34 protein-coding genes are annotated in these 19528 nt (G+C 55.7%); 9 read left to right on the top strand and 25 right to left on the bottom strand.

Annotation, left to right across the window (positions count from 1 at the left end):
* The coding region (locus AC2FJZ_RS11270; RefSeq protein WP_496775618.1) for an EF-Tu C-terminal domain-related protein at positions 1-258 on the top strand (258 nt) is incomplete at its 5' end.
* 103 nt (positions 259-361) lie between these two features.
* On the opposite strand, the gene AC2FJZ_RS11275 is transcribed toward AC2FJZ_RS11270, so the two are convergent.
* Positions 362-1429, bottom strand: coding sequence for a DUF1214 domain-containing protein (locus tag AC2FJZ_RS11275; RefSeq protein ID WP_496777643.1), 1068 nt, complete (start codon positions 1427-1429; stop codon positions 362-364).
* A 346-nt stretch (positions 1430-1775) separates the two neighbouring features.
* Between AC2FJZ_RS11275 and rpsJ the strand changes: the two genes are divergently transcribed.
* The 4 genes from rpsJ to AC2FJZ_RS11295 are packed head-to-tail and all read left to right on the top strand — an operon-like array spanning position 1776 to position 3741.
* Positions 1776-2090 (top strand): 30S ribosomal protein S10, encoded by a 315-nt coding sequence (gene rpsJ, locus AC2FJZ_RS11280; RefSeq protein WP_008756422.1) that lies wholly within the window; start codon positions 1776-1778, stop codon positions 2088-2090.
* Positions 2091-2108: 18 nt separating this feature from the next.
* Entirely contained in the window at positions 2109-2834 is a 726-nt protein-coding gene (gene rplC / locus AC2FJZ_RS11285; protein WP_298853839.1) for a 50S ribosomal protein L3, read from the top strand.
* Positions 2831-3448 (top strand): 50S ribosomal protein L4, encoded by a 618-nt coding sequence (rplD, locus tag AC2FJZ_RS11290; protein WP_008756644.1) that lies wholly within the window; start codon positions 2831-2833, stop codon positions 3446-3448. The genes rplC and rplD overlap by 4 nt, the downstream gene beginning before the upstream one ends.
* Positions 3445-3741 carry a 50S ribosomal protein L23 gene (locus tag AC2FJZ_RS11295; RefSeq protein ID WP_008757532.1) on the top strand — a complete coding sequence of 99 codons (297 nt, stop codon included), beginning with the start codon at positions 3445-3447 and terminating at the stop codon, positions 3739-3741. Before rplD ends, AC2FJZ_RS11295 begins: the two co-directional genes overlap by 4 nt.
* A 543-nt stretch (positions 3742-4284) precedes the next feature.
* On the opposite strand, the gene AC2FJZ_RS11300 is transcribed toward AC2FJZ_RS11295, so the two are convergent.
* From AC2FJZ_RS11300 to AC2FJZ_RS11310, 3 genes are all read right to left on the bottom strand, one after another.
* Positions 4285-4497: a DUF1127 domain-containing protein gene (locus tag AC2FJZ_RS11300; RefSeq protein WP_050605827.1), complete on the bottom strand. Its 213-nt coding sequence runs from the start codon at positions 4495-4497 to the stop codon at positions 4285-4287.
* 179 nt (positions 4498-4676) lie between these two features.
* Positions 4677-5126, bottom strand: a complete 450-nt coding sequence (locus tag AC2FJZ_RS11305; RefSeq protein WP_496777645.1) for a hypothetical protein — start codon at positions 5124-5126, stop codon at positions 4677-4679.
* 21 nt (positions 5127-5147) lie between these two features.
* On the bottom strand, positions 5148-5516 hold the full coding sequence (locus AC2FJZ_RS11310) for an antibiotic biosynthesis monooxygenase family protein (RefSeq protein ID WP_496777647.1): 369 nt from the start codon (positions 5514-5516) through the stop codon (positions 5148-5150).
* 77 nt (positions 5517-5593) lie between these two features.
* Between AC2FJZ_RS11310 and AC2FJZ_RS11315 the strand changes: the two genes are divergently transcribed.
* Complete coding sequence (locus AC2FJZ_RS11315; RefSeq protein WP_496777649.1) at positions 5594-6049, top strand: MarR family winged helix-turn-helix transcriptional regulator; 456 nt, start codon at positions 5594-5596, stop codon at positions 6047-6049.
* A 79-nt stretch (positions 6050-6128) separates the two neighbouring features.
* On the opposite strand, the gene rpmD is transcribed toward AC2FJZ_RS11315, so the two are convergent.
* From rpmD to rpmC, 11 genes are all read right to left on the bottom strand, one after another.
* Entirely contained in the window at positions 6129-6317 is a 189-nt protein-coding gene (rpmD, locus tag AC2FJZ_RS11320; RefSeq protein WP_050605831.1) for a 50S ribosomal protein L30, read from the bottom strand.
* A gap of 12 nt (positions 6318-6329) precedes the next feature.
* The gene (gene rpsE / locus AC2FJZ_RS11325; RefSeq protein ID WP_050605832.1) at positions 6330-6899 is read right to left on the bottom strand and encodes a 30S ribosomal protein S5; all 570 of its coding nucleotides are present in this window, start codon (positions 6897-6899) and stop codon (positions 6330-6332) included.
* Positions 6900-7073: 174 nt separating this feature from the next.
* Complete coding sequence (rplR, locus tag AC2FJZ_RS11330) at positions 7074-7433, bottom strand: 50S ribosomal protein L18 (protein WP_010437103.1); 360 nt, start codon at positions 7431-7433, stop codon at positions 7074-7076.
* Positions 7434-7444: 11 nt separating this feature from the next.
* Positions 7445-7978 (bottom strand): 50S ribosomal protein L6, encoded by a 534-nt coding sequence (gene rplF / locus AC2FJZ_RS11335; protein ID WP_050605833.1) that lies wholly within the window; start codon positions 7976-7978, stop codon positions 7445-7447.
* Between the two features lie 11 nt (positions 7979-7989).
* Positions 7990-8382, bottom strand: coding sequence for a 30S ribosomal protein S8 (gene rpsH, locus AC2FJZ_RS11340; protein WP_008757119.1), 393 nt, complete (start codon positions 8380-8382; stop codon positions 7990-7992).
* Between the two features lie 13 nt (positions 8383-8395).
* A complete protein-coding gene (gene rpsN / locus AC2FJZ_RS11345; protein ID WP_010437098.1) occupies positions 8396-8701 on the bottom strand; it encodes a 30S ribosomal protein S14 in 306 nt (101 codons plus the stop codon).
* A 19-nt stretch (positions 8702-8720) separates the two neighbouring features.
* The gene (gene rplE, locus AC2FJZ_RS11350) at positions 8721-9281 is read right to left on the bottom strand and encodes a 50S ribosomal protein L5 (RefSeq protein ID WP_050605834.1); all 561 of its coding nucleotides are present in this window, start codon (positions 9279-9281) and stop codon (positions 8721-8723) included.
* Positions 9274-9585, bottom strand: a complete 312-nt coding sequence (rplX, locus tag AC2FJZ_RS11355; RefSeq protein WP_050605835.1) for a 50S ribosomal protein L24 — start codon at positions 9583-9585, stop codon at positions 9274-9276. The genes rplE and rplX overlap by 8 nt, the downstream gene beginning before the upstream one ends.
* Positions 9586-9587: 2 nt before the next feature.
* The gene (gene rplN / locus AC2FJZ_RS11360) at positions 9588-9956 is read right to left on the bottom strand and encodes a 50S ribosomal protein L14 (protein WP_039523372.1); all 369 of its coding nucleotides are present in this window, start codon (positions 9954-9956) and stop codon (positions 9588-9590) included.
* 75 nt (positions 9957-10031) lie between these two features.
* Entirely contained in the window at positions 10032-10262 is a 231-nt protein-coding gene (gene rpsQ / locus AC2FJZ_RS11365; RefSeq protein WP_039538279.1) for a 30S ribosomal protein S17, read from the bottom strand.
* Positions 10263-10266: 4 nt separating this feature from the next.
* On the bottom strand, positions 10267-10473 hold the full coding sequence (gene rpmC, locus AC2FJZ_RS11370) for a 50S ribosomal protein L29 (RefSeq protein ID WP_050605836.1): 207 nt from the start codon (positions 10471-10473) through the stop codon (positions 10267-10269).
* Between the two features lie 372 nt (positions 10474-10845).
* Here rpmC and AC2FJZ_RS11375 point away from each other — a divergent pair, with 372 nt between their 5' ends.
* On the top strand, positions 10846-11175 hold the full coding sequence (locus AC2FJZ_RS11375; RefSeq protein WP_496777651.1) for a hypothetical protein: 330 nt from the start codon (positions 10846-10848) through the stop codon (positions 11173-11175).
* Positions 11176-11243: 68 nt separating this feature from the next.
* Here the strand turns inward: AC2FJZ_RS11375 and AC2FJZ_RS11380 are convergent, their stop codons facing one another.
* The 8 genes from AC2FJZ_RS11380 to rplB all read right to left on the bottom strand — a co-directional run bounded on the left by AC2FJZ_RS11380 (position 11244) and on the right by rplB (position 15669).
* Positions 11244-11450, bottom strand: coding sequence for a cold-shock protein (locus AC2FJZ_RS11380; RefSeq protein ID WP_050605838.1), 207 nt, complete (start codon positions 11448-11450; stop codon positions 11244-11246).
* A gap of 205 nt (positions 11451-11655) precedes the next feature.
* Complete coding sequence (locus AC2FJZ_RS11385) at positions 11656-12276, bottom strand: 2OG-Fe(II) oxygenase family protein (protein ID WP_496777653.1); 621 nt, start codon at positions 12274-12276, stop codon at positions 11656-11658.
* Between the two features lie 40 nt (positions 12277-12316).
* Entirely contained in the window at positions 12317-12865 is a 549-nt protein-coding gene (locus AC2FJZ_RS11390) for an amino acid synthesis family protein (protein ID WP_496777655.1), read from the bottom strand.
* 159 nt (positions 12866-13024) lie between these two features.
* Positions 13025-13438, bottom strand: coding sequence for a 50S ribosomal protein L16 (rplP, locus tag AC2FJZ_RS11395; protein WP_496673082.1), 414 nt, complete (start codon positions 13436-13438; stop codon positions 13025-13027).
* Between the two features lie 12 nt (positions 13439-13450).
* On the bottom strand, positions 13451-14161 hold the full coding sequence (rpsC, locus tag AC2FJZ_RS11400) for a 30S ribosomal protein S3 (protein ID WP_050605841.1): 711 nt from the start codon (positions 14159-14161) through the stop codon (positions 13451-13453).
* Entirely contained in the window at positions 14161-14541 is a 381-nt protein-coding gene (gene rplV, locus AC2FJZ_RS11405; protein WP_050605842.1) for a 50S ribosomal protein L22, read from the bottom strand. Before rplV ends, rpsC begins: the two co-directional genes overlap by 1 nt.
* 3 nt (positions 14542-14544) lie before the next feature.
* The gene (gene rpsS, locus AC2FJZ_RS11410) at positions 14545-14823 is read right to left on the bottom strand and encodes a 30S ribosomal protein S19 (RefSeq protein WP_010437056.1); all 279 of its coding nucleotides are present in this window, start codon (positions 14821-14823) and stop codon (positions 14545-14547) included.
* 3 nt (positions 14824-14826) lie between these two features.
* Complete coding sequence (rplB, locus tag AC2FJZ_RS11415) at positions 14827-15669, bottom strand: 50S ribosomal protein L2 (protein ID WP_050605843.1); 843 nt, start codon at positions 15667-15669, stop codon at positions 14827-14829.
* Between the two features lie 374 nt (positions 15670-16043).
* Between rplB and AC2FJZ_RS11420 the strand changes: the two genes are divergently transcribed.
* Positions 16044-17237 carry an AIPR family protein gene (locus AC2FJZ_RS11420; RefSeq protein WP_496777657.1) on the top strand — a complete coding sequence of 398 codons (1194 nt, stop codon included), beginning with the start codon at positions 16044-16046 and terminating at the stop codon, positions 17235-17237.
* A 159-nt stretch (positions 17238-17396) separates the two neighbouring features.
* Here AC2FJZ_RS11420 and AC2FJZ_RS11425 read toward each other — a convergent pair whose 3' ends face one another.
* A complete protein-coding gene (locus AC2FJZ_RS11425) occupies positions 17397-17573 on the bottom strand; it encodes a hypothetical protein (protein ID WP_176797675.1) in 177 nt (58 codons plus the stop codon).
* Positions 17574-17651: 78 nt separating this feature from the next.
* Positions 17652-18686 (bottom strand): fatty acid desaturase, encoded by a 1035-nt coding sequence (locus AC2FJZ_RS11430; RefSeq protein ID WP_496673087.1) that lies wholly within the window; start codon positions 18684-18686, stop codon positions 17652-17654.
* A 317-nt stretch (positions 18687-19003) separates the two neighbouring features.
* On the opposite strand from AC2FJZ_RS11430, the gene rplO reads away from it, so the two are divergent.
* Entirely contained in the window at positions 19004-19477 is a 474-nt protein-coding gene (gene rplO / locus AC2FJZ_RS11435) for a 50S ribosomal protein L15 (RefSeq protein ID WP_496777659.1), read from the top strand.
* The last annotated feature ends 51 nt before the right edge of the window (positions 19478-19528 follow it).

Below are 19528 nucleotides of genomic sequence, written 5' to 3' on the forward strand. Positions count from 1 at the left end.
TATATCCTGACCAAGGAAGAAGGCGGTCGTCACACGCCGTTCTTCGCGAACTACCGTCCGCAGTTCTACTTCCGTACCACTGACGTGACCGGCACCGTGACCCTGGCGGCTGGCACCGAGATGGTTATGCCCGGCGACAACGTGTCGTTCGAGGTTGAACTGATCGCACCGATCGCGATGGAAAACGGCCTGCGCTTCGCCATCCGCGAAGGCGGCCGCACCGTCGGCGCCGGCGTTGTGTCGAAGATCGTAGAGTAATCGATAGGCCGGGCTTCAGCCCGGCACATCGGTGAGACAAAGAAGGCCGCTCCTTAGGGGGGCGGCCTTTTTACATAGCAGTTTTTGCATCAGGCCTTTGCTTTCAGTCCATGGACACCGGAACCGCCTCAGGGAAGGCCCATGTTCCATCGAGGATTTCCGGGCCAGGTTGGTATAGGCGCACCGCATAGTTCCATCCATCTGTAAGCGAGATACAGTTTATCCGTCCGTCATCGCATCCGCCAAGATGAACGGTCATGCTGCCATCGTCGTTCTCGGTGCCCGAAACAGAATTCACATTGTATACACCGGTCTCGTTTTCCTCAAAAAAGCCATCTGCATTGTAGACGCTAACGGACCAAAAGGCGTCCACTGGGACTGAGGCCGGGACATTGATTTCATATTCTCCAATAGGGCGATTGGGGTCAATTGACAGGTAAAAGGCGGATTCCTCCGGCAACCCGCCCCAGCCGAAGGCGGCTCCCAAAAAGTGGCGGATCGGGTCCACTTCGCCTTTGGCGCCAAACGTGTCCCGGCTATCAGGAATAAACCGGCTAAGTGATAGCGCAGCTTGCAAAACGCCATCAAAGCTTTCCTCGTCGTAATTTGGCACAATAAAGGGGGTTTCAGACTTGGCTTCTAGAATGATCTTGTCTTGTAGCGCAGAAACTTGCGCGATGTCGTCGGGGTCGCTGGCGTCCACTAAAAGCCGGGCAATCATCACAACGAAAGGTGTGTCGAACGTGCCCGTGTCCAACTCATACGTTCCTGCGCCTAGAAACACCTTGTTCATATAGTGATCCTGGTTGACGATTTGTGCCGAGATGTAGCGGCCCCCTCCATCCGGCAAGGTGAGGGTTGCTCCTTCGGTGATGTCAATGACTGCCATGCTATAAAGGGTGTCCCGGTTCATGCGGATCGTGGGCTGTTGGTCAATCGGGGTAGGTTCTCGTATGTGCAGAACTTTGTTAATGCCACCTGACAGCGCAACGTATTTTCCAAATTCGATGTCTGTGGCAGCACGCACAAAGTTATCGGTTGAGACTGGAATTTCGCGACTTTCAAAGAACTTTCTAAGGTCATTTGATGCGCCTTGTTGGGCTGCGGCGTCGCTCGACAGCACCGTTAGCGTTGCGCCAAGGAACGCAGCAGTTACAACATGTTTAAGCATCGTGGTTTTCCTTTGGTCAAGAAGGACCAGGCACTTCCCCTTGGGAGTGACAGTTCGCTCCGGTCTTAGGTTATCCAAGTCAGAGTCTAGTGGCTGCGCCTTTCGTGCGTATTGAGCCAAATCAATGGCTGACCCACGGTGACAGGCAAATGCTTTGATTTCGGGCTGCCTTCCCGGAGCAGAGATGAATTTCCCCTCTTGCCAAACCCCACACACCCCTGTATTTCGCGCGAGTTCTCACTAAGAACATCAAGGCGGGGTGATTCCCGCCTTTTGGGTTCGATGAGGGTTGGCGATGCGCGCTTGTCCTCCTCTCAACCTCAACGCCTGATAAAAGGCTGTTATTATGCAAAGCCAAAATATCCGTATTCGGCTGAAGGCATTTGACTATCGCGTTCTGGATGCCAGCACGCAAGAGATCGTCAACACTGCCAAGCGGACCGGCGCGAACGTGCGTGGCCCGATCCCGCTGCCGAACAAGATCGAGAAGTTCACGGTTCTCCGTGGCCCTCACGTTGACAAGAAATCCCGCGACCAGTTCGAGATCCGTACGCACAAGCGTCTGCTCGACATCGTTGATCCGACCCCCCAGACCGTTGATGCGCTGATGAAGCTCGACCTCGCTGCTGGTGTGGACGTCGAGATCAAGCTGCAGTCGTAAGATCGGAGGGTATAGATTATGCGCTCTGGTATTATCGCAAAAAAAGTAGGCATGACCCGCCTGTTCATGGAAGACGGCAAGCAGATCCCTGTGACCGTTCTTCACCTGGACAACCTGCAGGTCGTTGCACAGCGCACCGATGACAAAGACGGCTACACCGCCGTTCAGCTGGGTGCCGGTGCTGCCAAGGCAAAACGCACCTCGAAGGCCATGCGCGGTCACTATGCCGCTGCCAAGGTCGAGCCCAAGCGTAAGCTGGCCGAGTTCCGCGTCTCTGCTGATGGCCTGATCGAAGTGGGCGCCGAGATTTCGGCAGAACACTTCCTGGAAGGTCAGAAGGTTGACGTTTCGGGCACCTCGATCGGTAAAGGCTTTGCCGGTGCAATGAAGCGCCACAACTTCGGTGGTCTGCGCGCCTCGCACGGTGTTTCGATCAGCCACCGTTCGCACGGCTCAACGGGTCAGTGTCAGGACCCGGGCAAGGTGTTCAAAGGCAAGAAGATGGCCGGTCACATGGGTGCTGCCCGTGTAACCACCCAGAACCTGGAAGTCGTCAAAACCGACGCCGACCGTGGTCTGGTCTTCATCAAAGGCGCCGTTCCCGGACCGAAATCGGGCTGGGTCACCGTCAAGGACGCCGTCAAGAAGAAAGCACCGGAAGGCCTGCCTTTCCCGGCTGCTGTGAAATCGGCTGCAACTGAAGCACCTGCGGAAGAAGCTCCCGCGGAAGGTGGTGAAGCATGAAACTTGATGTAATCAAACTGGACGGCGGCAAAGCCGGCGACATCGAGCTGAACGCCGATCTGTTCGGCCTGGAGCCGCGCGCGGACATCCTGCACCGTGTGGTCCGTTGGCAGCGCAACAACGCGCAGGCTGGCACCCACAAGGTCAAGACCCGCTCGGAAACCAGCTACTCGACCAAGAAGATCTATCGCCAGAAGGGCACCGGCGGCGCACGCCATGGTGACCGTAACGCGCCGATCTTCCGTGGTGGTGGTATCTATAAAGGTCCGGTCGTGCGTTCGCATGGTCATGACCTGCCGAAGAAGTTCCGCAAGCTTGGTCTGCGCCACGCACTGTCGGCGAAAGCCAAGGCAGGTGAACTGGTTGTGATCGAAAACGCCGAAGCCGAAGGCAAGACCGCCGCTCTGGCCAAACAGGTTGCAAACCTGGGCTGGAAACGCGCTCTGGTCATCGACGGCGCGACCGTGAACGAAGGGTTCCTGAAAGCGTCCAAGAACATCGAAGGTCTGGATATCCTGCCGTCGATGGGCGCAAACGTCTATGACATCCTCAAGCGTGACACCCTGGTGCTCACCAAAGCGGCTGTCGAAGCACTGGAGGCTCGTCTGAAATGAGCGCGAAGGCAGAACACTACGACGTGATCCGCAAGCCGATCATCACCGAAAAGTCGACCATGGCGTCCGAAAATGGCGCGGTTGTCTTTGAAGTGGCGATCGACAGCAACAAGCCGCAGATCAAAGAGGCCGTTGAGGCGCTGTTTGGTGTGAAGGTCAAAGCGGTGAACACCACCGTGACCAAAGGCAAGGTCAAGCGGTTCCGCGGCCAGCTGGGCCGTCGGAAAGACGTCAAAAAAGCATATGTGACCCTGGAAGAGGGTAACACCATCGACGTAAGCACCGGTCTTTGATCCGACGCTTACTGCGACTATTCACGGCCTCGGCGGTTCAACCCGCCGGGGCCGATTTTGTTTCAGGTACTGGAACCGGATTGAATGCTGCCCAGGACGATTCAGGCGGGCTGTGGCTGGACGGTTTGAAATGAGAAGGATCTGAACCGCCTGTGAGAGGCCGCAGTAGGGCCGCAGGTCGTTGGATCAAACCTTCCTCAGGTGACGGTAGTATTCTGCGTCGTGTGTCGCGTTTAAGGACGCTCGCGCTTGCCCTATGGATCGTGGTGAAAAAACTGATTGGCGCAGCCCAGGTTTCTGCCGAGATTGTTTTTTTGTAGTGTTGCCAAGTGCTGCAGCGCCGCTTCGCAGCTTCAATCGAACCATTACGTTGATTTTGGCGTCGTAGGGCGACGAAATGGTTGGATCCGGGAAGAAGGCATGCCGCACATATTTTAGCCCTCAGAGCGCTCCTGAAAACCCTGTGTGCCAGGCGGGAGTCTATTTCAGAAAACAGAAAAGGCGCCGAATGGCGCCTTTGAGCTGGTTTGCAGGAATTTGCGGTTACGAGCAGTATACGTGCCGGTGTGCAATGTCTGCGATGTCGCAACGGCGGACGCCAATGTCATCCAATTCGCGGTTGCTCAGGTGCTGCAACTCGGAATAGGTGCGCTGATACTCAGCGGCACGTGCACGCGCCGTTTTGATCCGTGCGATCATGTCCGCGATTCGGGTGCCGAAGTTGAAGCCTGTATTTGTCAGTGTTGCGGTTGTCATTTCTGTGTTCCTTTCTCTAATCAGGGCGAATTCCCTGACGTTTCCTTGTGTGTTCCTTGTTTGGACAAAGTTGAGATAGGTGTGTTCGGTATCGCTAACAACGGAACTTTTGGTCTAGCCGATATGCATCTATTGAATAGCTGTACACGTTGCCGTCCCGTCGCAATCACATGCTGCTTTCATTTCTTCCGCGCACTTCTTTTGCGGGCAGTCATCGCCCGACCGTCACGAATGCTAAGCCCCATCAGCGTCAGATTGGTTGCACCAGCAATCAGTTCGACGATCTGTACAGTATAGAAGTTGGTGTCAAAGGAGCCAGCGTTTGCCTTTGCGCTGAGGTAGATGGCGGCCGGAACCAGGATGAGCAACCCGTTCATCGCTATGATCGGCATCCGCTTCTTCTTGGCAAGCGCTGGCGCATCTTTGCGGCGGCGCCCAAGGGACATGCCGGACGCGCCGACAATTATCATAGCAGGCACCAGAACAAAGAGACCGCTGACGATCATGGACTTTACAGCAGCGACAGTCGCATGGGTTGCAAACAACTCGCTGTACAGGGTGGATGTCCAGAATACGAGGATTGTAAGAAAACCCAATACTCCGGCGATGGGGTGAATTGCTCTTAACATGTGACTACTCCGGTTTTCGTTTCAGGCGGTGCAGTGGTTTTCGACTGCGAGTTTTCGAAGAAGATGTGGCCGGGCTACTGCGCTTACTGGATAGTCCGCAATCCGACGCTGAAACTCAGGATGAGTGAACGCGTCTCGAAAGCTCTGTACGTCCTGCCAAATCGCGTAGTTCACGAAGGTCGAACTGCCCGCGATGCCCTGATGGAGTTGGGTCGAGATATATCCCGGCCGAGACTTCATGAAGTCTGCATCATGCGCCCATGCCTGAAGCAGCGCCGCTTCGTCTTCGGCGTCCACCGTAAACAGGTTGATCAGCACCACCGGTCCTTCCTCGGTCTGCATCTGATCTGCCAGCGTGACGATATTGTCCAACTCTTCGATACGAGCCATTTCGATTCCTTTCGATTCTACAATATAGCAAGCTATCTAATATTGCATAGCATGCTATTCAAGAGTAAATCTAGAGCATGAAATTCGAAAAAGAGACCTCGGCCGGATATCTGGTCAATCACATGGCGCGATTGTTCGCGAAGGAATTGCAACACCGCATCGCACCCTTAGGCATCGTTGTCGGCCAGTTCCCGATCTTGCTGGAGCTTTGGCTGAAAGACGGTGTGACGCAAAAGGATCTGCTGGGCAAAATCGATGTCGAGCAGGCGACCCTGGCCAACACGCTCAACCGAATGGAACGTGACGGCTTGATCAAGAGAACAAAGAATCCTGCTGATGCCAGGGCTCAATTGATCTGGTTGACCGAGAAAGCCGCTGCACTTCGAGACAGCGCCTATGAAGCCGCTCAGAACGTGAATGCTGATGCGCTGGGGGTTTTGAGCGTAGCTGAGCGCGCGCAATTCATGGGCTATATGCGTCGGACAATCGACGGAATGCGTTCAGGTTCAACTGACGCCGCTTCGTCCGAGTAATGAGGCTAACAAGACCTATCAATAACAAAACGCCCCCGAATTGATCGGAGGCGCTTGTAGTTCTTCGAAGGTATCGCGCTTAACCGCGCTCTTCGACGATCTCTACCAGATGCGGGATCTTGCGGATCATGCCGCGGACCGAAGGAGTATCCTCCAGCTCACGGGTTTTGTGCATCTTGTTCAGGCCCAGACCGATCAGGGTCGCGCGCTGTTCAGCGGGGCGGCGGATCGGCGAGCCGATCTGCTTTACGACGATGGTTTTTGCCATGGGTCGCTCTCCTTATGCTTCTGCTTCAGCAGCTGCCGGTGCTTCGTCCCGCTTGGGCAGGATGTCAGCAACCTTTTTGCCACGACGCTGTGCGACCGAACGCGGGCTCTGCTCTTTCTGCAGGCCGTTGATGGTGGCACGGATCATGTTGTACGGGTTCTGCGAGCCCAGCGACTTGGATACAACGTCCTTAACGCCCAGCATTTCGAACACGGCACGCATCGGACCACCGGCGATGATACCAGTACCTTCAGGTGCTGTGCGCATAACCACTTTACCGGCGCCGTGACGGCCCTCGATGTCGTGGTGCAGGGTCCGACCTTCGCGCAGCTGAACGCGGATCATCTGACGTTTGGCTTGTTCAGTTGCCTTGCGGATGGCTTCAGGTACTTCTTTCGCTTTACCCTTGCCAAAGCCGACGCGGCCTTTCTGATCGCCTACGACCACCAGAGCGGCGAAGCCAAAGCGCTTACCACCTTTTACGGTTTTCGACACACGGTTGATCGCAACCAGACGATCTGCGAATTCCGGAGTTTCATCGCGGTCACGACCACGGCCCCGGCGGTTATCACGTTCTGCCATTTGGCATCCCTTTTCTCATGTGGCGCATACGGCGCCGTTTACTTCAATCCAAGTGAGCCCCGACTACTGCCGAGGCCCCCGGATCGTCGGGGCGGATCGAAACCCGCCCTCAATCTTTGGCATTGCGCATCTTGACCCGAAAACCGGTTTCCACTTTTCGGGGTGCGCTTAGTCTTAGATCTTCAGACCACCTTCACGCGCAGCGTCGGCGACAGCCTTCACTTTGCCGTGGAACAGGAAGCCGCCACGATCGAAATAGGCCTCTTCGACGCCTGCCTTTTTGGCACGCTCGGCGATGGCCGCGCCCACTTTGGTGGCCGCTTCGACGTTGTTCTTGCCAACAACACCCAGATCTTTTTCCAGGGTCGAGGCCGAGGCCAGGGTCACGCCACGCACGTCGTCGATCAGCTGAACAGAGATGTTCTTGTTCGAACGGTGTACGGACAGACGCGGGCGACCCGCGTTGACCTTGCGAAGTTTGTTCCGAACGCGCAGGCGGCGCTTCAGAAACAGGGTTCTTTTGCTGTTTGCCATTGTTTGCGTCCTTACTTCTTCTTGCCTTCCTTGCGGAAGATGAACTCGCCCTTATAGCGGATGCCCTTGCCTTTGTACGGCTCGGGACGGCGCCACTCGCGGATTTTGGCCGCGGTTTCGCCCACTTGCTGCTGGTCGATACCTTCCACAACGATCTCGGTCTGCTTCGGTGCGGTGATGGTGACACCTTCCGGAGCAGTGAAATCAACATCGTGGCTGTAGCCCAGGTTCAGCTTCAGGGTGTTGCCCTGCATCTGAGCCCGGTAACCAACACCCTGGATCTCCAGCTCTTTTTTGAAGCCCTGGGTCACACCGGTTACCAGGTTGGCAACCATGGTGCGGCTCATGCCCCACTGCTGGCGGGCACGTTTGGACATGCCACGGGGGTTGATCTGCACAACGTTGTCTTCAACCGACAGCGTTACATCATCAGTCGCGGTGAAGCTGCGGGTGCCTTTCGGACCTTTGACTTCGATGGTCTGACCCGACACAGAGGCGGTTACGCCGCTGGGCAGCTCGACCGGTTTTTTACCAATACGAGACATTGCAGACCTCCTTAGAAGACGGTGCAGAGCACTTCGCCACCAACATTGTTGGAGCGAGCGTTCTGGTCCGACATCACACCTTTCGGAGTGCTGACAATCGACACGCCCAGACCCTGACGGACCTGCGGGATGTCATTGACGCCCATGTATACGCGACGACCGGGCTTCGAGACCCGCTTCAGTTCGCGAATGACAGGGGTGCCTTCGTAGTATTTCAGGCTGATTTCGATGGCCGGATGACCGTTTTCACCGGTCGTCGCTTCGTAGCCACGGATATAACCTTCGTCCGCCAGCACGTCCAGAACCCAACCACGCAGCTTGGAAGCTGGGGTGGAAACGGTGGACTTGCCGCGCATTTGCGCGTTGCGGATACGGGTGAGCATATCGCCGATAGGATCATTCATATCTATGTCTCCCTTACCAGCTCGATTTCACCATGCCGGGGATCTGACCAGCAGAACCCAGCTCGCGCAGCGCGATACGGCTGACCTTCAGCTTACGGTAGTAAGCGTGAGGACGACCGGTCAGCTGACAACGGTTGTGCAGACGAGTAGCCGAGCTGTTGCGCGGCAGTTTCGCCAGTTTCAGACGCGCTTTGAAACGCTCTTCCATCGGCTTGCTCTCGTCATTCGCGATTTCTTTCAGCTCGGCACGCTTTGCGGCATATTTGGCCACCAGGCGTTCGCGCTTCTTCTCGCGTTCGATCATTGCTTTTTTAGCCATGTCTCAATCCTCCCGGCGCTTACGCGTTGAACGGCATGTTGAAAGCTTTCAACAATGCCTTTGCTTCAGCGTCGGTTTTCGCTGTGGTGGCAATTACGATATCCAGGCCCCAGACCTCGTCGACCTTGTCGAAGTCGATTTCCGGGAACACGATGTGCTCTTTCATGCCCATGGCAAAGTTGCCCTGACCATCGAAAGAAGGCTTAACACCGCGGAAGTCACGAACGCGCGGCAGCGCGATGGTGATCAGACGATCCAGGAATTCGTACATCCGGTCACCGCGCAGGGTCACTTTCGTGCCCAGCGGCATGTCTTCACGGACGCGGAATCCCGCGATCGACTTCTTCGCCTTGGTTGCAACGGCCTTTTGACCGGCAATCGCAGTCAGATCCTCGACAGCAGCTTTCGCTTTCTTCGAGTCTTTGACGGCCTCAGCACCACAACCGATGTTCAGAACGATTTTTTCCAGCTTGGGCAGCTGCATGTCGTTCTTGTATCCGAACTCTTCTTTCAGAGCGGCACGGATGGTTTCGGCGTACTGAGCTTTCAGACGCGGGGTGTAGGTTGCGTTATCAAGCATCGATCACGTCCCCTGTGGTCTTGGCGAAGCGGACCTTCTTGTCACCTTCCAGGCGGAAGCCAACGCGGGTTGCTTTGCCGTTCTTGTCCAGCAGTGCCAGGTTCGACAGCTCGATCGGGTTTGCCTGAGGCAGGCGACCACCTTGCGAGTTTTGCGACTGACGGGTGTGGCGGATGGCGATGTTGATGCCATCAACAACAGCTTTACCGGCTTTCGGGTCAACCGAGGTGATAGTCCCCTCTTTGCCCTTGTCCTTGCCGGCCAGCACGACGACCTTGTCGCCTTTGCGGAGTTTAGCAGCCATGATTACAGCACCTCCGGAGCCAGCGAGATGATTTTCATGAAGTTCTTACCGCGCAGTTCGCGAACAACGGGGCCAAAGATACGGGTACCGATCGGCTCATTGTTGTTGTTCAGGATGACGGCGGCGTTGCGATCGAAACGGATCGCGGTGCCGTCTTCGCGACGGACTTCCTTGGCGGTGCGTACGACGACGGCCTTGCGGACGTCACCTTTCTTTACGCGGCCGCGTGGGATGGCTTCCTTCACCGAGACGACAATGATGTCGCCGACGGAGGCGTATTTACGCTTGGAACCACCCAGGACCTTGATGCACTGAACTCGGCGTGCGCCGGAGTTGTCAGCGACATCCAGATTGGTCTGCATCTGGATCATGTGGTTTCTCCCGACCTGTGGGGGCTGGTCTTGTTAAATCCCCCAGGGTTTCGACAAATGAAAAATCCCGGAAGCTTACGCTTCCAGAACTTCCCAACGTTTCGTCTTCGATTTCGGCGCGCATTCGATGATGCGTACGGTGTCACCGACCTTGAAGGCGTTCTTTTCGTCGTGAGCCCGGTATTTCTTGGACTTACGAACGGTTTTGTGCAGCAGCGGGTGCTTGAAACGGCGTTCAACCGAAACAGTCACGGTTTGCTCGTTGGCGTCGCTGGTTACGATTCCGGACAGGATACGCTTGGGCATCTGATTACTCCTCGGATGCCGCGGCAGCGGCCTTTTCGTTCAGAATGGTTTTGACACGGGCAGCATTACGGCGGGCCGCTTTGATGCCGGCATTGTTTTCCAGCTGACCGGTTGCCTGTTGAAAGCGCAGGTTAAAGCTTTCTTTCTTCAGGTTGGCCAGTTCCTCGCGGAGCTGGTCCGGGGTCTTGTCACGCAGTTCTTGGGCGTTCATCGCCTTTTTCCTTTGCTCAAAACACCAGAAGGCCCCGAACTCGGGTCACCTTTGACCTGGTGGATGAATGATAGACATACGAATCCCCCGACTCAGCCGGGGGACCGCAAGATGCTGCTCTATAGGGGGTTCAGGGGTAGGTGGCAAGGGAAAGATTGCACACTCATTCTGTATGAGTGTTTCGCTCTGAAATCGAAGTTTCAAATCGTTGGTAGTTTTCCAGAAGCTTTGGTCAGATCTACCCGCGATTCTCAAACTGTTGGCCTTTGAACGTATGCCGATCTATCATCATCGTCTGATTTTAGTGAATGTTTAACTATGAGGTGCCTTATGCAAGGTTCCAAATTATCGATTTTTGCATTTACAATGTTGATGTCTGCATCCCTCGCGACGGCTGCGCCCGACGGCAAATGGATCCTGACCATCAATTCCAGCCGACCCTGGCAGATGGATACCGCCGTCAACAACAACACACCACAGGTTCTTGCGGCTCATGGAATTACGCCAGAAGGCATCAAGGTTCGAAAAGTCACAGACGATCGGCTGCAATTCGATGCAACGATCTCCAAACAGGGCAGCTGTTCATCGGGAAGCGTGATGAAGTTTGACCTCAAATTCAAAAAAGGGGCCTACAGATCCGGCTCCGTGAATGGCAACTGCATCGGGTTCCCAAAGTTTCGCGCTCGAGTGTCTGGCAAGTAATCTGCAAAATGCAAAACGCGGCCTCGTTTGCACGAGACCGCGTCTTCAACTGTCTAAGTCTGAGTGATTTACGCCAGAGCGATGTTCACAGCCGACTCGCGACCGTCACGGCCGGGCTCGATGTCGAATGTTACTTTCTGGTCGTCGGCCAGGCCGGTCAGACCCGAGCGCTCAACAGCAGAGATGTGTACAAACACGTCTTTGCCACCGGACTCCGGTGCGATGAAGCCAAAACCTTTAGTTGTGTTGAACCATTTTACGGTGCCATTGGCCATATCCGTAGTCTCCTAGTATATTGCTGTCCGCGGGATTGCGACAGCGCGGCGTTGTCGGTCTGGATCGAGAGACTGAACGCCGAATAATCGGGAGACAGTGGTCGAAAGAGAAAAACGAAAGCGTGCCTCACATCGTTGATGTGGCGGCACATTGCAAGGACTTTTTGCATTTAATCTTGAATTGTGATCGTGACAGACGGCCGCGTCAGTCCCACTTATAGTTAAAGCTCACGCTGATCCGCTCATCTTCCGCCATGTTCATCGGCACCTCGTGGCGCAACCAGCTTTCCCAAAGCAGGACGTCGCCCACCTGTGGTTTCATGTAGATGAACGGCTGCAAATCGCGCCGTCCACCCTTGAGCCGCGTCGGTGCGGCCATCATGCGGCCCGAGCGGGGGTCTTCCAGTTTCAGCGCGCTGGCCCCTTCAGGCATCGCCACATAGGTCGTGCCCGAGATCACGCTGTGCGGGTGCAGGTGGCTGGAGTGCATTCCGCCCTCGGGCAGGATGTTGATCCACAGATCTTCCAGTTTCAGTTCACCTTCGCCCAGATCAAACTCCAGATCCTTGGCAAAGGCCGCCACGTGCTGATCAAGCACCTTCACCAGATCGGCAAAGATCGGGAACCGCCAGGGCAGGTCGGTCAGCGACGCATAGCTGGTGTAGCCGGGATAACCGTTTTCTTCACACCAATCCTGACCGGCCTCGTCCTCTTCGGCGATGACAAGGCAGGAATTTTCCATCTCCTCCGCGTCGATCTTGGGACCGAATTCGGACAAAGCTGCGCGATAGAGACGGGTAACGAAGAGTGATTCAATCTGTGCCATGGGCCGGGCATACCCCAGTGTTTTCGGCAAGACCAGCCGTTTAGCTTTTGACGGGCCCTTTGCCACAGCGCGGGATCGGACGGCCGCCATCGGCATAGGCAAGGCACAGCACGATCTCATCCGGTTTTGGCGCGTCAGGGATGTTCAACGTCATCGTGTCGAAATGGTCGAACGACCAGGGATTGTCCTTGTGCCCAAGAGGCAGATCAATCGCGCAACCCGGTGAGCCCAACTTGGCGTTCGAGGGGATCACCGCCTCTCCTCCGCCCGCCGCCGCACGCATGGGCGCTCCGAGTTTAGGGTGGATCACTGCCCCGCCGTGTTCAAGATCACCATTCACGCCAACGATCGCTGCTTTGCCGTATGAAACCGGCGTACCGTCCAGTTGCCCCGCCGCCTCGGCGGCAAGTTCCGCGCCCAAAGAACCCCCGATTTCGAACAGCTCGGACAGATCCTCTGAAAACGCACCTGCCAGGGGGTTCCGGATGACGGCCATAACCGCGACGCGACTGATCGGATCACAAGGTTGCCCCAATTGATCCGTGGTCACGACTTCTTTGACAAACACCTTCTTGCGCGGCTGATCCATAAAACCCTCCCAGTCCTCAACGCAGCCTAGAAACGCTTTGGTCAAAGGTCGACTGTTTTCACCGCCATCCGGATCACCTGTGCCCACAACAACAGAAAACCCCCGCCGATTTCTCGGCGGGGGTCTATCTTGGCACGAACGGGGTTGCCCCCGGATCGCTTACCAGTCTTCGCGAACCACTATGCGGGTCTTGATCGGCAGTTTCATCGCGGCAAGGCGCAGAGCCTCACGGGCGATCTCGTCATTGACGCCGTCGATCTCGAACATCACGCGACCGGGCTTGACCTTGCAAACCCAACGGTCCACCGAACCCTTACCTTTACCCATACGAACTTCGATCGGCTTTGCAGTGACCGGAGTGTCGGGGAAGATACGGATCCAGACACGACCCTGACGTTTCATGTGACGGGTCATGGCACGACGTGCAGCTTCGATCTGACGCGCAGTGACGCGTTCAGGCTGCAGAGCTTTCAGACCGTAAGTGCCAAAGTTCAGATCAGAGCCACCTTTGGCTTCGCCCTTGATCCGGCCTTTGTGCATCTTGCGGAATTTAGTACGCTTTGGTTGAAGCATATCTTTCCCTCCTTAGCGACGACCGCCACCAGCACCACGAGGTGCAGGGCCGTCCTGGAGTTCCTGTGCTTTACGGTCACGTGCCTGCGGATCGTGCTCCATGATCTCACCTTTGAAGATCCAGACCTTGATCCCGATGATCCCGTAGGGGGTCATCGCTTCGGCATGTGCGTAATCGATGTCGGCACGCAAAGTGTGCAGAGGCACGCGGCCTTCGCGGTACCATTCGGTCCGTGCGATTTCAGCACCGCCCAGACGGCCAGCGACGTTCACCCGGATACCCAGGGCGCCCATGCGCATGGCGTTCTGAACCGAGCGCTTCATGGCGCGACGGAACGAAACACGACGCTCCAGCTGCTGAGCGATGGACTCGGCAACCAGCTGCGCGTCAAGCTCGGGCTTGCGCACTTCGACGATGTTCAGGTGCAGTTCGCTGTCGGTCATTGCGGCCAGCTTCTTGCGCAGAACTTCGATGTCCGCACCTTTCTTGCCGATGATGACGCCAGGACGTGCGGTGTGGATCGTGACGCGGCACTTTTTGTGCGGACGTTCGATGATCACACGTGCAACACCGGCCTGCTTGCACTCTTTATTGATGAACTCACGGATCTTGATGTCTTCCAGCAGAAGATCACCGTAATCCTTGGTGTCAGCGTACCAGCGACTGTCCCAGGTGCGGTTGACCTGAAGGCGCATGCCGATCGGATTGACTTTATGTCCCATTAGGCTTGCTCCTCAACTTGACGCACCTTGATGGTGATCTCCGAGAACGGCTTCATGATCTTGCCGAAACGGCCACGGGCCCGTGGGCGACCGCGTTTCATGATCAGGTTTTTGCCAACCCAGGCTTCGGCGACGATCAGCTCGTCAACGTCCAGGTTGTGGTTGTTCTCGGCGTTGGCGATTGCGGATTGCAGGCACTTCTTGACGTCCTGCGCGACACGCTTGTTCGAGAAAGTCAGGTCGGTCAGAGCCTTCTCGACTTTCTTGCCGCGGATCATTTGCGCAACCAGGTTCAGTTTCTGCGGGCTGGTGCGAAGCATGCGGGTTTTCGCCATTGCTTCGTTTTCAGCCACGCGGCGGGGGTTCTTTTCCTTGCCCATGACTTACTTCCGCTTCGCTTTTTTGTCTGCGGCATGGCCATAATAGGTCCGGGTCGGCGAATACTCACCGAACTTCTGACCGATCATGTCTTCCGAGACGTTGACGGGGATATGCTTGTGGCCGTTGTACACACCAAAGGTCAGACCCACGAATTGGGGCAGAATGGTGGAACGACGCGACCAGATCTTGATGACTTCGTTGCGGCCCGACTCGCGCGCTGCTTCGGCTTTTTTCAGCACGTAAGCATCGACGAAAGGACCCTTCCAAACAGAGCGAGACATGGATTAACGTCCCTTCTTCTTGGCGTGCCGCGAGCGGATGATCAGCTTCTGGGACGCTTTGTTTTTGTTGCGGGTACGCTTACCCTTGGTGTCCTTACCCCAAGGCGTAACCGGTGTACGGCCACCCGAGGTACGACCTTCACCACCACCGTGCGGGTGATCGATCGGGTTCATAGCGACACCACGAACCGACGGACGCACGCCCTTGTGACGCATACGACCGGCTTTACCGAGGTTCTGGTTGCTGTTGTCGGGGTTGGACACGGCACCAACGGTGGCCATGCATTCCTGACGGACCAGGCGCAGTTCGCCCGAGCTCAGACGGATCTGAGCGTAGCCGCCATCGCGACCAACGAACTGAGCGTAAGTACCGGCCGCACGTGCGATCTGACCGCCTTTACCAGGCTTCATCTCGATGTTGTGGACGATGGTACCGATGGGCATACCCGAGAACGGCATTGCGTTGCCCGGCTTGATGTCTGCCTTGGCCGAAGCCACGACTTTGTCACCAACAGCCAGACGCTGCGGAGCCAGGATATATGCCTGCTCGCCGTCTTCGTATTTTACCAGTGCGATGAATGCGGTCCGGTTCGGGTCATATTCGATCCGTTCGACGGTTGCCGCGACATCAAATTTGTTCCGTTTGAAGTCAACGATCCGGTAGAGACGCTTTGCGCCACCGCCGCGGCGGCGTGAAGTGATCCGTCCGGTGTTGTTCCGGCCGCCCGATTTGGTCAAACCCTCAGTGAGAGACTTGACCGGACGTCCTTTCCAAAGCTCCGAACGGTCGATCAGCACCAGCCCGCGCTGGCCCGGCGTCGTCGGCTTGTACGACTTGAGTGCCATGCTTTCTGTCTTCCGTTTAGCAAGTGCGGGGATTTCCCCGCTATGTGATAGGCCCCCGTAGGTGCCAAGGGTATAGGGCCCCGAAGGTCCCCGGTTTCAAATATCATAGGCCCCGGAACGAATCCGAGGCCGTAGGATTGGGTGCATATAGCTGTGTTGGGGGTGGGTGTCTATAGGGGAAGCTAAGATCTTTATCCTCTGCACAGTTAACCTCGAATTAACCTTCTGATGGGACACGAAAAGATAAAAAATCTTGTTCGCTTGCCTCATTCAAATGCAAAGCTTAGCTGTTTCGAAGCAGCCTCATTGCAACCCCAACGGATGTTCGGGCGTTGCTAGCATGAGTTGCGAAGTAAATCTAAAAGGAACTAGTCATGCCTAACAGTAAGATCGAACTAAACTACCAAATAATTCGTAACCTCACATCGCCTGAAGAGAAGGCAAACGGTATCCAAACGTTCTTCGCGAACATACCGATCTTTGAACTTCGGAAGATGAACACCAGAGAAAACCTCAGAGACTACATCCCCGGCGCAGACCCATACAAACCTGCCAAACGGAACTCAGTGCACAAGGCCATTGAACAGACTATTCGGACGGAGTCCGACCGGTTCATAAACCGAAACGGTGGTCTTACGTTAACCTGTAGCGAGATTGAAGTGGACGACAAACTAAGAGTTGCCACTCTATCCGAAGATTCTGTGATCAATGGTGCCCAAACACGCGGAGAGGTTCTTAGGTACCTCAACACATTTGAAACCGATCAGTTGGAGCTTGAATATGATGAACCAGAGAACTTCCACGTTCGGGCAGAAATCATAGTAGACCCCGATCATTCTTCTGTTGTTGAAACAGCGATTGCCCGAAACAGTGCTTCACCGGTGAAATCAATTTCCCAAGCGGGAGGACGTGGGCAACTAGACGAGCTTGATGCAATAGTCTTCAAAGCAACTGGCACAAACATAAAGAAGTCAGAAACCGACGGCGCGGGATCGCACGATACCTTTCACATTCTGCAGGCCACCAGATTGATGATGCCGTTAGAGGTGTCCCAAAATGACAATCCGTCAGAGTTGCTTCGCCCATACAAACAAAGGGCGCTCTGCCTGGAGGACTTTACTCGCTGGTATGGACAAAAGGACGTCGATGAAAACGACTTTCGCAGATACCAATTCACTTTAGACATGGCTGCAACGGCCATTGAAGAGTTTCAGTACTGGCAAAACGGCGAAATGTTCAACGGCAAGAGCATTCGCGCGGAAGTGTCCGATGGACGAAAAAAACGGACCTTCAGAAGAGATAAAAAGGGCGGAAAAATTATTTGGGTCGCCCCAGGTATGATCTTTCCGATTCTAAGTTCACTTCGCCATTTCGTTGTCCAAAAGAACGACAAATGGGTGTTAGAGAAGCCGGAGATCTTCGAAGAGAGCGAACTAGTCGATGCTGCTTTGGAGCAATGGCGCGCCTCGGACACTAATCCCATGAACTTGGGTAGAAGCGCTGGTGCGTATTCTGCATTGAACTTTGTTACTCGTACTGCGAAGCGCGCCGCAGATCGAATGCAATAAGATTAATTAAACAAAAATCCCCCGCTTTTGCGGGGGCCTTTAACTCTCTCCAAAGACGGGTCCGATCAGAGACCGGTAAACACGTCAATGGCGCTCCCCTCTTCCAGGGTCACATTTGCTTTCCAACGTCATTCCGCTTGCCCCACCGGCCTCGCACAATCACTTCTTGTCGCGCGCGGCCTTCTCTTCCTTGGTCAGCTTGGCGTTCCAGACATTCTTGCTCAGACCCAGCTCAGCAGGCGCGGGTTTGGTTTTGCCAATGCTGACTTTGCCTCCTTTATCCAGGAACTCCTGAATAAGGGCCTCATCTGTTGTTTCTTTGGGGACATGTTTCATGAGGGTGACGCTATCCGCATCACGCGCCCGGAGCAACGGCTGCTTTCCGACAGCCCAACAGGTCGCGGAACCTAACCCTCACCCGTAAAGCGCGCGGGCCTCGGCGAAGGACAACAGGCGGCGGTTCTTCTCATCCCATAGATGCAGCCGCGCGTTGGCGAGGCTTTCGCGGATGGTCATCCGGTTGCTGTTGGCCAACTCGTCATGATCGCGCAACACTTCGGTCAGGCGGTAGAACGGAATGCGGCTGTACAGGTGGTGCACGTGGTGGATGCCGATATTGGCGGTGAACCACTGCAACACGGACGGCAATATATAATGAGAGCTTCCGTGCAGGGCCGCTTCGTGCAACTGCCAGTTCTCATCCGATTCCCAATGCGTGTCCTCGAACTGGTGCTGCACATAGAACAGCCAAACTCCGGCTGTAGCGGCAATCAGGGTTGAGGGCAGAAAGATCAGCAGTACCGGCATCAGCCCGCCAAAATAGTAGATGGCCACTAGTGCAACCAGAATCGCGACATTGGTGGCCATCGCACTGACCCAGAACCTGACGCTGTCGGTCAGACCCAGTGGAAGGCGGTTCTGAAACAGGAACAGATAGCCGGGGCCAAACACGAACAGGGTGATCGGGTTCCGATAAACCCGATACCAGAGCCGGTTCATCGGCGTTTTCGCCCGATATTCAGCCACGGTCAGGGTATGGATGTCCCCCATCCCGCGCTTGCCCAGGTTGCCGGAGCTGTTGTGGTGGGAGGAATGCGTGCGGCGCCATACATCATAAGGTGTCAGCGTCAGAACTCCGATTCCCCGCCCGACCCAGTCACTGACCGACCGGTTTTTGAAGAACGCGCCGTGCCCGCAATCATGCTGGATGGCAAACAGTCGCAACAGAAAAGCTGCGTTGAGCACGGAAATCGCAAAGGCCAGCCAATAGCTGACCGACAGCGACATCCAGGACAAAGCCCATAACGCGAAAAAGGGAATAATGCTGACGCCCAACTCGAAAGCGCTGCGCAGCTGGTTCGGTTCGCGATATTTGGCAAGCGTTGTTACCCAGTCACGCGCAGCGGTTGTCTCCGGTTTTTCACGGAGCGAGAGAGATGGGTGAGTCATGCGCCTGCCAGTCTGGTGTCTTCAGGCAACCGGATAGACTACCACCCCGGCATGGCAAGTGGTTTCTGTCAAAGTTGATGCAATTCTTGCTCAAATATCGGTCAGAAGCCGGTGAAGTCGTCATTTTGGGAACAGTTAAGAGTCTGGTTCGGGAACCTTTGACCGCACCGCAGAGCCGACGGCAATCTACAGACTTGCCAAGCCCCGCCATCGGGCCTATACGCCTGCGGTGGCTTTTTGCCTTGAGAATCAAAACCAAGAAATGCCGTGTTTGGCCCATCACGCTTCGGGGTCATATCCGGCTTAGGAGAAGCGAAATGAAACTGAACGAATTGCGCGACAATCCTGGCGCCGCATCCAAACGCACTCGTGTTGGTCGTGGTCCGGGTTCCGGCAAAGGTAAAATGGGTGGCCGTGGTATCAAAGGCCAGAAATCCCGCTCGGGTGTGGCCATCAACGGCTACGAAGGCGGTCAGATGCCATTGTACCAGCGCCTGCCCAAGCGTGGCTTCAGCAAGCCGAACCGCAAGGCATTCGCCGTTGTAAACCTGGGCCTGATCCAGAAGTTTGTCGAAGCTGGCAAGCTGGACGCCTCGGCCGCGATCACCGAAGACGCTCTGGTTGCGTCTGGTCTGGTCCGCCGCAAGCTGGACGGTATCCGCGTTTTGGCCAAAGGCGAAATCAGCACCAAAGTGAATCTGGAAGTGACCGGAGCTTCGAAGTCTGCCGTTGAGGCAGTTGAAAAAGCGGGCGGTTCACTGAAGGTCACAAAAGCTGCTGCGGCAGAGTAATCGCTTGTGAGCGGGCAAAGACCCGCTTACATAGACCTCAGAGTTTTCCAA

The organism is Ruegeria sp. CDSA079, assembly GCF_059612245.1.

Bases quoted from the DNA above. Each gene is read 5' to 3' on its own strand.
- rplO (WP_496777659.1), top strand. From the start codon at position 19,004: ATGAAACTGAACGAATTGCGCGACAATCCTGGCGCCGCATCCAAACGC.
- rpsN (WP_010437098.1), bottom strand. From the start codon at position 8,701: ATGGCTAAAAAAGCAATGATCGAACGCGAGAAGAAGCGCGAACGCCTG.
- rplP (WP_496673082.1), bottom strand. From the start codon at position 13,438: ATGCTTCAACCAAAGCGTACTAAATTCCGCAAGATGCACAAAGGCCGG.
- rplC (WP_298853839.1), top strand. From the start codon at position 2,109: ATGCGCTCTGGTATTATCGCAAAAAAAGTAGGCATGACCCGCCTGTTC.
- rplN (WP_039523372.1), bottom strand. From the start codon at position 9,956: ATGATCCAGATGCAGACCAATCTGGATGTCGCTGACAACTCCGGCGCA.
- AC2FJZ_RS11295 (WP_008757532.1), top strand. From the start codon at position 3,445: ATGAGCGCGAAGGCAGAACACTACGACGTGATCCGCAAGCCGATCATC.
- AC2FJZ_RS11380 (WP_050605838.1), bottom strand. From the start codon at position 11,450: ATGGCCAATGGCACCGTAAAATGGTTCAACACAACTAAAGGTTTTGGC.
- AC2FJZ_RS11305 (WP_496777645.1), bottom strand. From the start codon at position 5,126: ATGTTAAGAGCAATTCACCCCATCGCCGGAGTATTGGGTTTTCTTACA.
- rpsQ (WP_039538279.1), bottom strand. From the start codon at position 10,262: ATGCCCAAGCGTATCCTGTCCGGAATCGTAACCAGCGACGCCAACGAG.
- AC2FJZ_RS11425 (WP_176797675.1), bottom strand. From the start codon at position 17,573: ATGAAACATGTCCCCAAAGAAACAACAGATGAGGCCCTTATTCAGGAG.
- rpmC (WP_050605836.1), bottom strand. From the start codon at position 10,473: ATGAACGCCCAAGAACTGCGTGACAAGACCCCGGACCAGCTCCGCGAG.
- AC2FJZ_RS11315 (WP_496777649.1), top strand. From the start codon at position 5,594: ATGAAATTCGAAAAAGAGACCTCGGCCGGATATCTGGTCAATCACATG.
- rpsJ (WP_008756422.1), top strand. From the start codon at position 1,776: ATGCAAAGCCAAAATATCCGTATTCGGCTGAAGGCATTTGACTATCGC.
- AC2FJZ_RS11310 (WP_496777647.1), bottom strand. From the start codon at position 5,516: ATGGCTCGTATCGAAGAGTTGGACAATATCGTCACGCTGGCAGATCAG.
- rplR (WP_010437103.1), bottom strand. From the start codon at position 7,433: ATGGCAAACAGCAAAAGAACCCTGTTTCTGAAGCGCCGCCTGCGCGTT.
- AC2FJZ_RS11275 (WP_496777643.1), bottom strand. From the start codon at position 1,429: ATGCTTAAACATGTTGTAACTGCTGCGTTCCTTGGCGCAACGCTAACG.
- rpmD (WP_050605831.1), bottom strand. From the start codon at position 6,317: ATGGCAAAAACCATCGTCGTAAAGCAGATCGGCTCGCCGATCCGCCGC.
- AC2FJZ_RS11430 (WP_496673087.1), bottom strand. From the start codon at position 18,686: ATGACTCACCCATCTCTCTCGCTCCGTGAAAAACCGGAGACAACCGCT.
- rpsC (WP_050605841.1), bottom strand. From the start codon at position 14,161: ATGGGACATAAAGTCAATCCGATCGGCATGCGCCTTCAGGTCAACCGC.
- rpsS (WP_010437056.1), bottom strand. From the start codon at position 14,823: ATGTCTCGCTCTGTTTGGAAGGGTCCTTTCGTCGATGCTTACGTGCTG.
- rplX (WP_050605835.1), bottom strand. From the start codon at position 9,585: ATGGCTGCTAAACTCCGCAAAGGCGACAAGGTCGTCGTGCTGGCCGGC.
- rplE (WP_050605834.1), bottom strand. From the start codon at position 9,281: ATGCTTGATAACGCAACCTACACCCCGCGTCTGAAAGCTCAGTACGCC.
- rplV (WP_050605842.1), bottom strand. From the start codon at position 14,541: ATGGGCAAGGAAAAGAACCCCCGCCGCGTGGCTGAAAACGAAGCAATG.
- AC2FJZ_RS11300 (WP_050605827.1), bottom strand. From the start codon at position 4,497: ATGACAACCGCAACACTGACAAATACAGGCTTCAACTTCGGCACCCGA.
- AC2FJZ_RS11385 (WP_496777653.1), bottom strand. From the start codon at position 12,276: ATGGCACAGATTGAATCACTCTTCGTTACCCGTCTCTATCGCGCAGCT.
- AC2FJZ_RS11390 (WP_496777655.1), bottom strand. From the start codon at position 12,865: ATGGATCAGCCGCGCAAGAAGGTGTTTGTCAAAGAAGTCGTGACCACG.
- rplD (WP_008756644.1), top strand. From the start codon at position 2,831: ATGAAACTTGATGTAATCAAACTGGACGGCGGCAAAGCCGGCGACATC.
- rpsH (WP_008757119.1), bottom strand. From the start codon at position 8,382: ATGAATGATCCTATCGGCGATATGCTCACCCGTATCCGCAACGCGCAA.
- rplB (WP_050605843.1), bottom strand. From the start codon at position 15,669: ATGGCACTCAAGTCGTACAAGCCGACGACGCCGGGCCAGCGCGGGCTG.
- AC2FJZ_RS11375 (WP_496777651.1), top strand. From the start codon at position 10,846: ATGTCTGCATCCCTCGCGACGGCTGCGCCCGACGGCAAATGGATCCTG.
- AC2FJZ_RS11420 (WP_496777657.1), top strand. From the start codon at position 16,044: ATGCCTAACAGTAAGATCGAACTAAACTACCAAATAATTCGTAACCTC.
- rpsE (WP_050605832.1), bottom strand. From the start codon at position 6,899: ATGGCAGAACGTGATAACCGCCGGGGCCGTGGTCGTGACCGCGATGAA.
- rplF (WP_050605833.1), bottom strand. From the start codon at position 7,978: ATGTCTCGTATTGGTAAAAAACCGGTCGAGCTGCCCAGCGGCGTAACC.